Source organism: Thermorhabdus hydrogeniformans (assembly GCF_049310025.1).
GTDB lineage: Bacteria > Bacillota > Thermosediminibacteria > Thermosediminibacterales > Tepidanaerobacteraceae > JBJYKD01.
Genome location: NZ_JBJYKD010000004.1, coordinates 45,354 through 59,980, shown reverse-complemented (window position 1 = coordinate 59,980; position 14,627 = coordinate 45,354). Strand labels below are relative to the sequence as shown.

The window sequence follows — 14,627 nt, the reverse complement described above, 5'->3', positions numbered from 1 at the left end:
ATGGGATTACTTTATTTTTTTATTTTTTTTCTATAATCTGCAATAGCATCGTGCAGAGCATCGGCCGCAATGTTTGAACAATTTATCTTGTGGGGCGGCAGGCCGTCCAGTGCTTCGGATACCTGCTCGTTTGTTATCTTCATGGCTTCCTCAACGGTTTTGCCTCTTGCTATTACTGTAAGCATGCTGCTGGCTGCAATGGCCGCTGCGCAGCCAAAGGTCTTGAATTTTATGTCAACTATAATGTCATCCTTTACCTTTATATATATTGTTATTGAATCTCCATCAACCGGGTTGCCCGCACGACCTATTCCATCGGCATCGGGGATCTCCCCGACGTTTATTGGATTGGAAAAGTGATCGAGCACTTTTTCATTATACACAATCCATGCGCCTCCTCCCCCGTTATGGTAACAGGTATTTCATGATGGAAACTTAAAAGAATTGGCACATTGTTCACTACAGAAATAGTATATTTTTCCATCTATTTGCCTGGTTACGGCTCTATTTTTTAATACCTTCATACCGCAGACAGGGTCTACTGCATAATCGCTGTTTTCTGAATCATTTTTAAAATTCTCGTCTTGATAGCGGCCGCTATGAGAGTGGCCGTTGCGTCCGCCGTGACTTCCATGCCCACCGTGTCCGCCATGACCTCCGCAGCATCCTCCGCCCCTCATCATGAGGAACAAAAACGCCGCAGCAACCAACAAAAATAATATATTTGATTCCATATCCTTCCCTCTTTCTAATTTATTTTATGTTTATCTAATGCAGTTCTATTTAGCATAACGCGATTGCACAATATTCCAACCAGTACAAGCACTAAACTTGTCCATTGAGCAGCAGATAACACTCCTATCATAACACTCTCTCTGAAAAACTCAATAAAAAATCTGTATACGGAATAAAGCACCACGAAGTCTATAAAAAGCTCTCCGTCGTATCTGATCCTTTCCCGTCGATTCCAAAGCACATAAAAAATAACATAACCGGATAATGCCGAATACAGCTGAACCGGATGCCGCGGGACATCGTTTACAACCACGGCCCAAAAGACGTCTGTCGCCTTGCCGAAAATATCGCAGCCGATTCGGCCAATGGAGTATCCCAGAGCTATGCTTGGGGCTACAGTATCGGCCAACATTAAAAAAGACAATTTCTTAAGCCTGGTGTAGATTACAGCAGCCAACAACCCGCCCAGTATCGCCCCGTGAAAGGAAAGGCCTCCCTCGGTTATATGAAATATCATAACCGGATTACTCAAATAATGGGGCAGATCAAGAAGCACAAAAAGAAGTCTTGCGCCCAAAAAACCCGCAAGAACGATTAAAATCACGAAATTCAGAACATCGTCTTCATTGAGCGTTTTTCTCCGGGCTTCCTTTAACGCAAGGTATATTCCTGCGGCAAGGCCCAGTGCCACAAAAAAACCCAATTTATAAACAGTCAGCGGCCCCACTCTGAATAAAACGTTCATATCTCTCCCCCTATTATTATATAATTAAAGTTACATTCCGACAGGAATTCTATACGGTAATATTTTGTACAAAAACTGGGTAATCTTTGCATAATTCCCCGTTAAAATCATTATCCCGAAGACAACCATGATGGTCCCAAGCAGCTTTTGCGGAACTGTTGTTTCCATTAATGTCCTAAGCTTTTCGAAATATTTTCCGAAAGCGATCGACAGAACCAGATACGGGATTGCCAGCCCAATGGAAAATATAAACATCAATATCATTCCCTGACCTGCCCCAGAAAGGGTTCCGGCCAGAAAAAGGAATGAATAGAGGGTCGGCCCTATGCAGTGGGAACACGCAATGGCAAAAAACAAACCGACCAGGAAAGCCCGGACATATCCGAACGACGGCAATTTATATTTATTTATATCCAGATTGATGTGAACTGATGGAAATCTCCACAAACCCAGCATGCTGGAGCCTACAGCCACTATAAAGGCTCCACCGATGACGTTCAATACCCTTATGTTTTCTTTAAAAAGTGCCGCCAGTTTACCCGATGCTCCGCCGGCCAGAGTAAATACCAGAGTAAAGGCCGCCACAAAAAAAAGCGTGTTGATAAAAGACTTTTTCTTTAGCTCCGCAGGCAGGGATGACTTTAATTCCTCAACGCTCAAGCCGGTTATCAATGAAAAATATACCGTAACCATGGGGATAATGCACGGTGAAAAAAAAGACAGCAACCCCCCTACAAAAGACGTGCCGTATAATGCCAAGCTCGAAACCATAAATCCACCTCTACTTACTCCAATCGTTATTATCCCATCTGTATTTCCTGTCCAGAACTCCTGCGATGCCTCTAAGATTTAGTTCTATAAATTTGGTTTTTTCATTGAAAATACCATTATTTTTAACCCTGAGAATTCCACTTCTATGATGACCGTCATCGCTTATGGGTTCCCACGTAAATCCCCGACTCACGGTTTCCTGCCCATTGGACAGCACTGCAACGGAGCCGATATCATATGAAGAGAGGTCCACTGTATGGGTATTCATCACCACGTAAAATGCCAGATCTTTTTCCTGCGGTTTTAAAATATTTAAAAAGGCCACGTCCACCGTTACAGCTCCACCTTCCGTGCGCCGGGTTATAACAAACAACTCGCTCTCGTCAATACCCTCCAAGAGGTTATTCCCCGTTTTTTGCGAATTTGAATCTGCAATTCGATTCTTTCCGTCGGCACCCGAAACTTCGGGTGATTTATTGTTTTTCATATAATAGAAGGCAAAAATAGAAACTGCCAAAATGACAGCCAACAGCCATACGATGGACTTACGCATTCTCCTTCAATCCTTTCAGCTTTTCATTTTCAGCTTCGCTACCATCTGTTTTTGTTTCTTCATGCCCGTGGCAGGCCCCTTTTTTATCCCCGCCATGCATACCAGCCATCATGAAAATATGCATTAGCGGGCAGAGCAGGAGAAGACCATAGGATAAAACGCCGCCGAATCCCTGTTTCGATAATCCAAAAATCAGAGCAAGAGGTATCAGGCAGCAAAGCAGCATTAAAATTCCATGCCATAAACCATGATTTTTTTTATTCATAAAACGCTCCTCCTTAAAAATTAGATTGTCCAGAAAATTTTATTCGAGATGGTTTAAACATATACCCAATGGGGGTATATATTTATTGTATATTATTCTTATGTTTTTAGTCAACTTTATTCCTGCAGATTTCACAAAAAAATCACAACTTATCAGCGGATGGAACATGATTGTATTATGCTTTGAATCCCTTCATGGTAAAATTTTTAAGAAGTTGATATAATAAATAAAAGCGGTAAGAAAAATCAATACCGCAGGGCAGAATAAATAGAGGAAAAGGTGAAGCGCAGTGAATGATGGAGTATGTTCGGCAAAACAGACAGATATAATTAAGAAAAGATATAACCGCACCGCGTTATTTTATGATCTGATAGACCGCATGATTCCTGCAAAGCTGAGAAAGACGGCCATTGCCCATGCTTCCGGGAAGGTTCTGGAAATCGGGGTGGGCACCGGAAAAAATTTCCCTTATTACCCGGAGGGGTGTGATGTAACCGCCATCGACTTCAGCCCCGGCATGCTCGCCAGGGCCAGAAAAAAACTTCATCTGGCAAGCGTACCGGTAAATCTCATGGAAATGGATGTACAGGCCCTGCAATTTCCGGATAACACTTTTGATACGGTGGTTGCGACCTGCGTATTTTGCTCCGTTCCCGATCCGGTCAAAGGCCTCAGAGAGGTAAAGCGGGTCTGCAAGCCCGGCGGAAAAATTATACTGCTGGAGCATGTCCGGAGCGACAATCCCGTCCTCGGACGGCTAATGGATTTATTAAACCCCATATCCCTCCACCTGATTGGTTCCAATATCAACCGCCGCACGGTCAAAAATGTAGAGTCGGCGGGTATCAAGCTGGAAAAAGTTGAAGATGTGTACGGAAAAATTGTAAAATTAATTATCGGCACCCCATGAAACATAATGTGAATGCCAAGACAAATATATACGCCTGATTCTCGCTGATAATTTTAAGTCTGACAATCTGCAACAAATTACAGCAAAAAGGTGTGCAGAAAAACATCCGGCACTTGCAAAAATATCTTTAATATGATATTATACCTTTAGGGGGTATAGGTACTATCCGAAAGGGGTGACTTGAATGGGATGCTGCGGCCCCATGTATCATAATAATTCGCAACATAATCACCAGCACACGAGTGACGACAAGAAATCTATTAACAGGGCTTCCAATGCCTCTGGACACAATCACAGTGCAAAATCCAAAAACGTAAGTTCTCTGATTTACTGGATAATTGGCGCTTTAGCAATTATAGGAGTTTACTACATTATTGTGAAATAGTGTAAATCCTTTTTTAAAGCTTGCACCAAATCATGCAAAGATCCCCCTTTTTATTTTCCAAGCCGGTCTACAGCCGGCCTTTTTTTATACGCAGCAGCCCCCGCTCCAGCCGTAAAAAAACCGCATCCATAGATCTCAGTATAATAGTTTTTATGGTACAGGCATGAGGCGCGCTTAGGGAGTTCCTGATTCGATAAAAAAGTATTCACCTGACGCTCACATACTTAATAAAAAGAGTGGGAAACCGACTTTTATCGATTTCCCACCCGAAACGACATTTTCTATTTTGCAGCATTGCAGGCGGTACACTGATTATCTCTTTCCCGACCGTTTCGAACCATAGTTATTGCATCTTTAGGACACTTTTCCGCACATATGCCGCACCCTATGCAGATCTCCTGGTTTACCACATGCATTTTCTTCACTTCGCCGGAAATGGCTTTTACGGGACAGTTTTTAGCGCAGATGGTGCAGCCTATGCATTTTTCGCCGATTACTGCTTTCCTGCGTTCGGTGAAGGCTGAAGTAATAGCTTTTGTAGGGCATTTTTCCACACAGAGCATACAGTTTCTGCACTTATCATAATCGATTACCGCCACATTGTTTATCACGTGAATGGCATCAAAGGGGCATACCTTCTCACATTGCTTACACGCTATACACCCCACGCTGCACACAGCCCGGGTGTCCTTGCCCTTCAGGGTAGCCCTGCAGCGCACGTGAACTTCATTTTTCTCCGATGTAATGGCAATTACAAATTTGGGGCACTCCTTTACACAAAGGCCGCAGCCGGTGCACTTTTCTTCGTCGATCACCGGCAGTCCGTTCTCACCCATGGTAATGGCACCAACGGGACATACCTTCGCGCAGTCGCCGAATCCAATGCATGCAAAGGGGCATCCCTTGGGTCCGCCGTTTACCATGGACGCGGCTCTGCAGGACTTCACACCGTGATAATCCGCCTTTAGCCTGGCCTCGACTTTACCTCCCTGGCAGAGCAGCCGTGCCAGTTTTCTTTCTCCGGCCTCCCCCGTGTCGGAAACTCCCATAATTTCTCCAATCTTTTTGGCTACAGCAGGACCGCCAACAATACAAGCATTGACCGGGGCATTTCCGGCCACTATAGCCTCCGCAAGGCCAGAACAGCCGGGAAAACCGCAGGCGCCGCAATTGGCGCCCGGCAATGCTTCGAGCACCGCATCTACCCGTGGATCGGTCTCTACCGCAAACTTTTTTGATGCAAAAGCGAGACCTCCTCCCAATAAGAGGCTTAAACCGCCCATGCTTAATATTGATATCAGTACTACATTCGACATTTTTTCACCTCCCGGACATAGCGATTATTACATGGGAATTAACCCGGAAAATCCTAAAAAGGCAAGCGACAGCAGCCCCGCCGTAATCAAAACGATTGCAGGGCCCTGAAGTGCCTCGGGTATATCTCCAAATTCCATATCTTCTCGTATGCCTGCCATCAAAGCCATGGCAAGAGTGAAACCGAGCCCGGCGCCCAGGCCAAAGGCAATACTCTGAAGCAGGTTATACCTCTTTACGGCAATTAAAAGCGCAAGGCCGAGCACGGCGCAGTTGGTGGTTATCAGGGGAAGGAAAATCCCCAGGGCTTTATATAAGGCCGGGCTGGTTTTTAATATAACCATTTCCACCAACTGGACTAAAGATGCTATGACGAGAATAAACGACACAATCTGCAAAAATCTTGACAGGCCGAAGGGTTCCAGGATGTAAAACTGAATAAAATAAGTAGCCACCGAGGTCATCGTCAAAACAAAAGTAGTGGCAATACCCATACTCACGGCTGTTTCAAACTTTTTGGAAACCCCCAGAAAAGGGCATTCTCCCAAAAACCTCGATAAGACGAAATTGTTAACAAGCACCGACCCCGCAATGATAAAAAACAGCTCTTTCAACATTCTCCTCCCCCCTTTTTAATGGCAGCAATGAGTATCCTTGACGGTTTTGCGGGTAATGGTATTCATTATACCCAGCAAAATACCCATTGTCAAGAAAGCGCCGGGTGGCAAAAGCATTATCACCCAGTGGGTGGAATTTGCGCCCAGCAAATGATAGCCAAAAACGGTACCCGACCCCATCAGTTCCCTGACCGCTCCGATTAAAGTAATGGCCCAGGTGAATCCCAAACCCATTCCCAGGGCGTCGGCGACAGACCTTCCCAAACTCACCTTCGATGCAAAGGCCTCAGCTCTTGCCATAATTATACAATTTACTACGATCAGCGGGATGTAAAGACCCAAAATTTTGTACATTGCCGGGAAATACCCCGCCATAAAAAGGTCCACTACGGTAACAAAAGTGGCTATTACGATGATGTAGCACGGTATTCTAACTTTGGTGGGGATAAAATTTCTCAAAAGAGATATCAACGCACTGGAGAAAAGCAGAACAAAAGTCGTCGCCAGGCCCATAGCTACACCGTTGTTTGCGGCGGTGGTGACAGCCAGAGTGGGGCACATCCCAATTATCATTCGAAATGTCGGATTTTCGTTCCACAGGCCGTTGAAAAAATCCTTTATCAACTGAAACATCAATAATCGCCTCCCACCGGGTAAATCTTTACAACCTTGTCGAGAGCGGACTTAATGCCGTTTGCCACAGCTGTTGGAGATATTGTCGCGCCGGTTATGACCTTGACATCTTCTTTTGCTTTGAACTGGTCTTTCACCGATTTACCCTTGAACTGTTCTTTGAACGCCGGTTCCGTAATCCTGGCACCAAGACCGGGCGTCTCCTGCATGGAAAGTATTTCCAAACCCGTCAGTTTGCCCTCCTTAGGATCATATCCCACCATCATCTCTATGGGGCCGCCGAAGCCCGTCCCGCTGGCTTTAAAAGCGATTCCCTTTTTATTGCCCTGATCATCAAGGCCAATATAAAAGGTCATCCCGCCTTTTTCTACCTCTTCATATTTAGTACATCCGGGAATAACGCTCATAATTGCCTTCTGCAGATTCTTTTGCGCCTGCTCCTGAATTTTGGGGTTTGTAATCTCATAAGAAAAGGCTAATATCGCTCCCGAAAGGACCGATAAAACCAGAAGAACCACTATCATCCGCGTATACTGATTCATCTTGCCTTCACCTCCCCGTAGATCCTCGGCACAGTATATCTGTTTATGATTGGCGTAAAGGCGTTCATTAAAAGTATTGAAAACGAGACACCTTCGGGATAACCACCGTAAAATCTAATGAGCACCACGAAAAATCCTGCCCCTATGCCAAAAATTATCTTCCCGAGGCGGCTTAGAGGAGTGGTAACCATATCGGTTGCCATAAAGAAAGCTCCGAGCATCAGGCCGCCCGACAACAGTTGAAAAATCGGGTCCCTGCCTAAAATCATCGAAAGCACCGCCACTGTTCCCAGATAGCTTACCGGTATCCTCCAGTCGATGTAACCTTTATACAATAGATATAATCCGCCTAGTATTATCAGCAGCGCCGAAGTTTCTCCCAGAGAACCTCCAACATTTCCCAGAAAAAGTTTCGCATAGTCGGTGGATATCCCCTGCATTTTCATGAGCTGAAGCGGAGTTGCACCCGTTGTTCCGTCTACAGGATTTATCCATGTGGTCATCTGAACCGGGAAAGTAACCATTAGGAACACCCTGCCTATGAGAGCAGGATTAAAGGGATTTGTCCCCAATCCTCCGTAAATTTGCTTCCCGAGGGCAATGGCGACTACCGCACCCACCACAGCCATCCAGAGGGGCAGACCGGGCGGCAGGTTCAGGGCTAATAGCAACCCCGTCACGACTGCGCTGCCATCCCATACGGTAATGGGTCTGTTCCTTATTTTCTGAAATACGGCTTCGGTCAACACCGCCGCCAGAGTGGTGGTTATAATGAGACTTAACGCTCTTAAACCAAAAAAGTATATCCCTCCAATGGTCGGCAGCAGCAATGCTCCGGCCACGCTGAACATTATCCTCTGAACGCTTTCTCCCGAATGTATATGAGGAGAAGACGTGGTAACAAATCTGAGCTCTTCCATAGGTAACTCCCTCCCGTCGTTGCAATATACAGGTAAATCCAATTTTGACTTTATATACTATATTTACACCATGGTCCACATTATTCAAACAATTATTTCTTTTTCGATGCGATAATGTGATTTTTGGCAAGCCTTATCAGCTGTGTCAACGGTATGTGAGCAGGGCACACATATGCACAGCAACCGCACTCAATACAATCAAGCGCATGGTATTCTTCCGCCTCAATCCACATACCCCGCTCGGCAAACTTTGCCAGATTGGTGGGAAGCAAATGAATCGGGCACGCATCGACGCACCGGGCGCATCGGATGCAGGCAGACCTCTCGGCTAGTTTAACATCCGTTTTCTCCAGCACCAGAATGCCCGAAGTCCCTTTAACGGCTGGAACATCAAGCGCCGACTGAGCAAGGCCCATCATCGGCCCTCCCATGATTACTTTGCCTGGTTCTCCTTTAAAACCCCCGCATTGTTCTATTATTTCGCCAAAGGGCGTGCCGACCCGTATCAAAAGATTCTTAGGCTCTTTTACTCCCGAGCCGGTGATGGTGGCAATTCTCTCAATGAGGGGCATCCCGGTTTTTATGGCGTCGGCAATGGCTGCACATGTGCCGGCATTATCCACAATCACATGGACATCCATCGGGAGGCCTCCCGAAGGTACCTCTCTTCCCGTAACGGCATTTATCAGCTGTTTTTCACCGCCCTGGGGGTACTTAGTAGCCAGGACCACAACTTCAATGCCTTCTCTGCCCTCTATGGCTTGCCTTATGGCTTCAACGGCATCGGGCTTGTTTTCTTCGATAGCGATAAAGCCATTTTTTACCCCCGTGGCCTTCATGATGGCCTGAAGGCCAAGAATCACATCTTCGGGTCTTTCCACCATCAGGCGATGATCAGCCGTAAGGTATGGCTCGCATTCGGCGCCATTTACGATAATTGTATCGATGGTCTTTCCGGGCGGCGGCGACAATTTTACCTGGGTGGGGAATCCGGCCCCTCCCATGCCTACTATGCCGGCTTCCCGTATGAGGTTCTTTATCTCATCGGGTGTCATCTCCTCCAGCGGTTTCGGCGGCTTTACGCCCTCGTAAAATTCATCTTTACCGTCGGATTCTATAACCACCGACATCACCAATCCCCCGCCCGGATGGGGTCTTGGTTCTACGGCCACCACCTTTCCCGAGATGCTGGCATGGATGGGAGCCGATACAAAAGCTTTTGCCTCACCTATTTTCTGGCCTTTTTTTACTTGGTCCCCAACTTTTACTATGGGCTCGCACGGAGCCCCAACGTGCTGGCTCATGGGTATTATAACCTTTTGAGGCAGGTTTGCCTTTTCCACCGGCTTGTGTTTTGTAAATTCTTTATTGTAAGGAGGATGTATACCTCCTCTAAAGGTTTTTAGCATCGTTTCACCTCTCCCTCCAAACTAAAACCTAATAATAGTTCGACATTTTTCTTAAAAAACCTCTTTAATTTCATAACTTCACGCTAAAACTTCTTTTCACAAAGTATTTAGTATACACTATACCGGCTATTTAATTACAATATGATTATACAATAAAAAATGTTGCGGTTCCATAAAAAAGTTAAAATTTGCTATGTCAAGATTTTGCTTTCCAAATTACTGCCATATATTGCAAGACTTTATTTTAAACATAAAAAAGGCCCTTCATATGGAAGAGCCTTTTTGCTTTTCGAATTATTAAGCTTCCGGATAGAGCGGTCTCTTGGTGTAATGGGTATGAAGAAGGTGATGGGATTTTTCGCTTAAAGGCTTGCCCAGGAACTCCTTGTACAGCGTCTGAATCGCCGGATTTTCATGGGATTTTCTCAGCGGCATCTGGCGGTCCACTTCATATATGGCGTTGCCGCGCACTTCACGGTAATCCACATCCCACCGCTCATCCGCGCTCAGTATGGGCTGCCCGCCGCCGCCCACGCAACCGCCGGGGCAGCACATGATTTCAATAAAGTGATAGTTTGCTTCACCATTTTTTACACGATCAAGAACCTTGCGGGCATTGGCAAGGCCGTGGGCTACTGCCACATTGACCTGGATTCCATCTATATCTACGGTTGCTTCTTTCACGCCCTCAACGCCACGGACTTCTGTAAAATCAATCCTCTTTAATTCTTTCTTTGTAACCAGTTCGTAGACGGTCCTGAGAGCCGCTTCCATAACGCCGCCGGTAGCACCGAATATGGCGCCCGCTCCGGTGGAAATACCCAGGGGCTCGTCGAACTCTTCATCGGGAAGTTTGTTCAGATCAATCCCCGCTTCTTTAAGCATCCTCGAAAGCTCCCTCGTTGTTAAAGCCACGTCCACATCCTGGTAGCCGCTGGAATTCATTTCGGGCCGCTGGGCTTCGAATTTCTTGGCTGTACACGGCATTATAGAAACCACAAATATTTTTGACGGATCTATGCCCATTTTCTCGGCATAATAGGTCTTGGCAATGGCTCCGAACATTTGCTGGGGTGACTTGCAGGTCGACAGATTATCAAGGAATTCGGGGTAATAATGTTCGCAGAATTTAATCCATCCAGGGCTGCAGGATGTTATGAGCGGAAGTTTCCCGCCGTTTTGCAATCTTTCAAGGAATTCACTGCCTTCTTCCATTATGGTTAAATCTGCCGCAAAGTCGGTATCAAAGACCCTGTCAAAACCGAGCCGTCTTAAGGCGGCGGGCAATTTCTTGGTAACTATTGCCCCACGGCCCTCGCCGAATTCTTCACCCAGCGAAACCCTTACGGCGGGAGCCGTCTGAACAATCACATGCTTGTCGGGGTCCGCCAGGGCCTGCCATACTTTATCTGTGTCGTCTTTTTCTTTCAGGGCGCCAACCGGGCATGCCAGTATGCACTGACCGCAGTTAACGCAGGCCACTTCCGCCAGGCTCATGTCAAACACCGGAGCTACAACGGTATTGAATCCACGGTGATTTGGAGAAATTACGCCAACACCCTGTACCTTGTGACAGACGCTCACGCACCTCCGGCAGAGGATGCATTTGGATGCATCTCGCACGATAGACGGTGAAAAATCATCATACCGGGGCGCATGCTTTTCTCCCTGAAATCTTATCGACTTGATACCCAGTTCTTCGGAAAGCTTCTGCAATTCACAATTGAGGTTTCTAACACATGTCGGGCACTCAAGGTTGTGATCCGACAGCAACAGTTCTAAGGTAATCTTCCTCGATTCTCTCACGGCCGGCGAGTTGGTATAGACTTCCATGCCCTCTGAAACCGTCAGGACACATGATGCCTGGAGGGCTCTGGCGCCTTTTACCTCCACCACGCACATGCGGCAAGCTCCGATTTCATTTACCCCTTTTAAAAAGCAAAGGGTGGGAATTTTAATTCCGGCTTTGCGTGCCGCTTCCAGCACTGTGGAACCTTTAGGAGCCTCCACTTTTTGTCCGTCTATTGTTAATGTTACCATATCCATGGTTTCACCTCTCCCTTCCATTAAACTAAGCTTTTATTATGGCGCCAAACGGGCAGCGGTCAAAGCAGCTGTTGCACTTGATGCATTTTTCCTGATCTATAATATGGGGCTGTTTTCTTTCTCCGGAAATGGCTCCGGTGGGACACACCTTCGCACAAAGTCCGCATCCCCTGCACTTTTCAGCCACCACTTCGTAATGGATGAGCGCTTTGCATGCTCCGGCCGGGCACTTCTTCTCTTTTATGTGCGCCTCATATTCGTCTCTGAAATAGCGAATGGTAGACAGAACAGGGTTGGGAGCCGTCTGCCCAAGGCCGCATAAAGCTGATGCTTTTATATTCCTGGCCAGACTTTCTAATAATTCTATATCCCCTTCTTTACCTTCCCCGTTGGTAATCCTCTCCAGAATTTCGAGCATTCTCTTGGTGCCGATCCGGCATGGCGGGCATTTGCCGCATGACTCATCCTGGGTAAATGTCAGGAAGAACTTGGCTATATCAACCATGCAGTTATCTTCGTCCATGACTATCATACCGCCGGACCCCATCATCGAACCCGCCTGTGTCAATGTGTCATATTCTATCGGCATATCGAGCAACGATGCAGGTATGCATCCACCTGACGGACCGCCGGTCTGGACCGCTTTGAACTTCTTGCCGTTGGGTATGCCGCCGCCTATTTCATATATAACCTCTCTCAGGGTAGTGCCCATGGGTATTTCCACAAGGCCGGTATTGTTTATTTTTCCGCCTATGGCAAAGACCTTTGTGCCCTTACTCCTTTCGGTCCCGATGCTGGCAAACCAATCCGCGCCGTTTAAAATGATCGGTGGTATATTGGCATATGTTTCTACGTTATTAATAATCGTCGGCTTACCCCACAACCCTTCGTTGGCAGGGAACGGCGGCCTTGGCCTGGGCTCTCCCCTTCGCCCTTCTATCGATGCCAGAAGGGCAGTCTCTTCGCCGCATACGAAGGCTCCGGAACCGAGCCTCAAGAAAATATCAAAGTTAAACCCGGTGCCCAGTATATTCTTTCCCAGCAGGCCCCTCTCCCTCGCCTGATTTATGGCAATTTCCAGTCTCTTAACGGCTATTGGGTATTCCGCTCTTACATAAATATAACCTTCCTGCGCTCCAATGGCGTATCCTGCGATGGCCATAGCTTCCAATACCGAATGAGGATCCCCTTCCAGTACGCTTCTGTCCATGAAAGCGCCCGGATCACCTTCGTCGGCATTGCATACCACGTACTTTATGTCGCCTTTGGCATTGGCTGCAAACTGCCACTTGTTGCCAGTGGGAAATCCACCGCCGCCGCGGCCCCTTAAACCCGATTTTTTTACTTCATCGATAACTTCCTGCGGGGTCATCTGAGTGAGCACTTTAGCCAGAGCCCTGTACCCATCGTTGGCGATATATTCCTCTATGACTTCGGGGTTAATAAGGCCGCAGTTTCTCAAAGCGATGCGTTTTTGCTTTTTGTAGAAGTTGATGTCCGTAAGCGCCCTCTGGCGTTCCTCCGTAAGGTGCTCCTTATATAAAAGCCTCTCTACAATTCTCCCCTTTATTAAATGTTCTTCTACTATTTCCGGTATATCTTCAGCTTTTACCCGGCAATAGTAGCTGCCTTCAGGGTAAATAAGCACATTGGGACCCAGCTCGCAAAGGCCCAAACACCCCGTTTGAACGACGCGAACTTCTTTGGAAAGACCCCGTTTCTCAATCTCCTTTTGAAACGCTTCCATTACCTGCTCACTGCCGGAAGCCGTACATCCGGTACCTTTGCAGACCAGCACATGAGCTCTATAAATTTCCATTTCAAACCCCTCCTTAAGCTCTTCCCAGGTTTTTTTGTTAAATATTTGGTATTACCCAGTCGTCGATGATCTGGTTGTTTATAATGTGTTTTACGACAATTTGCCTGGCCTTTTCCGCATCTATATTCACATATGTGACTTTTGGCTGGTTTGGTTTTATGATATCCACCAGAGGTTCGTATTTGCAAAGGCCTATACAGCCCGTTTCAGTAACTATAACATTATCTATGTTTCTCTTTTTCAATTCGTCCAGAATGGCAAGCATGGTCTGTCGAGCTCCAGCGGCTATGCCGCAGGTTCCCATACCCACTACCACGCGGGTTTTGGTTTCGTTGTCCTTTCTCAAATTAATCAGGTCTTTGGCCTGTTCGCGGATTTTCTCCAGTTCCTCTATAGATTTTATAACCGCCATTTTAAACACCTCCATTGATTTCTTTTAAACTTTCTTCCACATACCTTTTTATCCAGTCCAAAACCGCCGGGTGGTTTACCGGTACATCCTGAAGCGTCTCTTTTACTTCCCGGGTGTCGAAAACAAATTCATTCTCGCCGATCCGGTGCCGGTATACAAAATCCACTTCAGGATTTGCCGCCACCAGAGAGACAACAGTATCCGCCATGCTGCCCAGCGGCGCCCTGTCTATATGGCTCCACACAAAGCCGGCTTTAACGATAGTTCCCTCACCCGGCCTGGAAGATATTGAAAAATCGCCGCCGCACATCTTTGCGGCCTGTGAAAACAGCGGTATACCCAAGCCGACCCTCCTGGTGGTCCTGGTAGTAAAAAACGGGTCCTGTACTTTTTTTAACGTTTGTTCGTCCATTCCCCTGCCGTTGTCTTTTATCTCAATGGTCAGCATGTCCTTTTCCCTATCTTCCGAAATGTTTATTTCCACCAGGGATGCTCCGGCACTTATGGAGTTTTGGACAATGTCGAGAACGTGCAAGGAAAGTTCTTTCATG

The 14,627-nt window shown here is 46.7% G+C and carries 17 protein-coding genes; 1 reads left to right on the top strand and 16 read right to left on the bottom strand.

What is annotated here, in order from left to right; translation table 11 throughout:
- Positions 1-11: 11 nt before the first annotated feature.
- The 6 genes from nifU to ACKX14_RS02930 are packed head-to-tail and all read right to left on the bottom strand — an operon-like array spanning position 12 to position 3,069.
- A complete protein-coding gene (gene nifU / locus ACKX14_RS02955) occupies positions 12-383 on the bottom strand; it encodes a Fe-S cluster assembly scaffold protein NifU (RefSeq protein WP_422444501.1) in 372 nt (123 codons plus the stop codon).
- A 39-nt stretch (positions 384-422) separates the two neighbouring features.
- Positions 423-734, bottom strand: coding sequence for a YHS domain-containing protein (locus tag ACKX14_RS02950; protein WP_422444499.1), 312 nt, complete (start codon positions 732-734; stop codon positions 423-425).
- A gap of 14 nt (positions 735-748) precedes the next feature.
- Positions 749-1,480 (bottom strand): prolipoprotein diacylglyceryl transferase, encoded by a 732-nt coding sequence (lgt, locus tag ACKX14_RS02945; protein ID WP_422444497.1) that lies wholly within the window; start codon positions 1,478-1,480, stop codon positions 749-751.
- 30 nt (positions 1,481-1,510) lie between these two features.
- Positions 1,511-2,251, bottom strand: coding sequence for a cytochrome c biogenesis CcdA family protein (locus tag ACKX14_RS02940; RefSeq protein WP_422444495.1), 741 nt, complete (start codon positions 2,249-2,251; stop codon positions 1,511-1,513).
- Between the two features lie 10 nt (positions 2,252-2,261).
- Positions 2,262-2,804 (bottom strand): hypothetical protein, encoded by a 543-nt coding sequence (locus tag ACKX14_RS02935; protein WP_422444493.1) that lies wholly within the window; start codon positions 2,802-2,804, stop codon positions 2,262-2,264.
- Positions 2,797-3,069: a DUF2933 domain-containing protein gene (locus ACKX14_RS02930; protein WP_422444491.1), complete on the bottom strand. Its 273-nt coding sequence runs from the start codon at positions 3,067-3,069 to the stop codon at positions 2,797-2,799. The genes ACKX14_RS02935 and ACKX14_RS02930 overlap by 8 nt, the downstream gene beginning before the upstream one ends.
- Before the next feature lie 289 nt (positions 3,070-3,358).
- Between ACKX14_RS02930 and ACKX14_RS02925 the strand changes: the two genes are divergently transcribed.
- Positions 3,359-3,979: a class I SAM-dependent methyltransferase gene (locus tag ACKX14_RS02925; RefSeq protein WP_422444489.1), complete on the top strand. Its 621-nt coding sequence runs from the start codon at positions 3,359-3,361 to the stop codon at positions 3,977-3,979.
- 666 nt (positions 3,980-4,645) lie between these two features.
- On the opposite strand, the gene rnfB is transcribed toward ACKX14_RS02925, so the two are convergent.
- The 10 genes from rnfB to ACKX14_RS02875 all read right to left on the bottom strand — a co-directional run bounded on the left by rnfB (position 4,646) and on the right by ACKX14_RS02875 (position 14,626).
- A complete protein-coding gene (gene rnfB, locus ACKX14_RS02920; RefSeq protein WP_422444487.1) occupies positions 4,646-5,680 on the bottom strand; it encodes an RnfABCDGE type electron transport complex subunit B in 1,035 nt (344 codons plus the stop codon).
- A 27-nt stretch (positions 5,681-5,707) separates the two neighbouring features.
- Positions 5,708-6,295 carry an electron transport complex subunit RsxA gene (gene rsxA / locus ACKX14_RS02915; RefSeq protein WP_422444485.1) on the bottom strand — a complete coding sequence of 196 codons (588 nt, stop codon included), beginning with the start codon at positions 6,293-6,295 and terminating at the stop codon, positions 5,708-5,710.
- Between the two features lie 15 nt (positions 6,296-6,310).
- Complete coding sequence (gene rsxE / locus ACKX14_RS02910; RefSeq protein ID WP_422444483.1) at positions 6,311-6,928, bottom strand: electron transport complex subunit RsxE; 618 nt, start codon at positions 6,926-6,928, stop codon at positions 6,311-6,313.
- Positions 6,928-7,470 (bottom strand): RnfABCDGE type electron transport complex subunit G, encoded by a 543-nt coding sequence (locus ACKX14_RS02905; protein WP_422444481.1) that lies wholly within the window; start codon positions 7,468-7,470, stop codon positions 6,928-6,930. The genes rsxE and ACKX14_RS02905 overlap by 1 nt, the downstream gene beginning before the upstream one ends.
- Positions 7,467-8,390, bottom strand: coding sequence for an RnfABCDGE type electron transport complex subunit D (locus ACKX14_RS02900; RefSeq protein WP_422444479.1), 924 nt, complete (start codon positions 8,388-8,390; stop codon positions 7,467-7,469). Before ACKX14_RS02900 ends, ACKX14_RS02905 begins: the two co-directional genes overlap by 4 nt.
- 92 nt (positions 8,391-8,482) lie before the next feature.
- The gene (gene rsxC, locus ACKX14_RS02895; protein WP_422444477.1) at positions 8,483-9,799 is read right to left on the bottom strand and encodes an electron transport complex subunit RsxC; all 1,317 of its coding nucleotides are present in this window, start codon (positions 9,797-9,799) and stop codon (positions 8,483-8,485) included.
- A gap of 297 nt (positions 9,800-10,096) precedes the next feature.
- Positions 10,097-11,845 carry an NADH-dependent [FeFe] hydrogenase, group A6 gene (locus ACKX14_RS02890; RefSeq protein WP_422444475.1) on the bottom strand — a complete coding sequence of 583 codons (1,749 nt, stop codon included), beginning with the start codon at positions 11,843-11,845 and terminating at the stop codon, positions 10,097-10,099.
- A 25-nt stretch (positions 11,846-11,870) separates the two neighbouring features.
- A complete protein-coding gene (nuoF, locus tag ACKX14_RS02885; RefSeq protein ID WP_422444473.1) occupies positions 11,871-13,664 on the bottom strand; it encodes an NADH-quinone oxidoreductase subunit NuoF in 1,794 nt (597 codons plus the stop codon).
- A 37-nt stretch (positions 13,665-13,701) separates the two neighbouring features.
- A complete protein-coding gene (locus ACKX14_RS02880; protein ID WP_422444671.1) occupies positions 13,702-14,067 on the bottom strand; it encodes a (2Fe-2S) ferredoxin domain-containing protein in 366 nt (121 codons plus the stop codon).
- Between the two features lie 10 nt (positions 14,068-14,077).
- On the bottom strand, positions 14,078-14,626 hold the full coding sequence (locus ACKX14_RS02875; RefSeq protein WP_422444471.1) for an ATP-binding protein: 549 nt from the start codon (positions 14,624-14,626) through the stop codon (positions 14,078-14,080).
- Position 14,627: the final 1 nt, after the last annotated feature.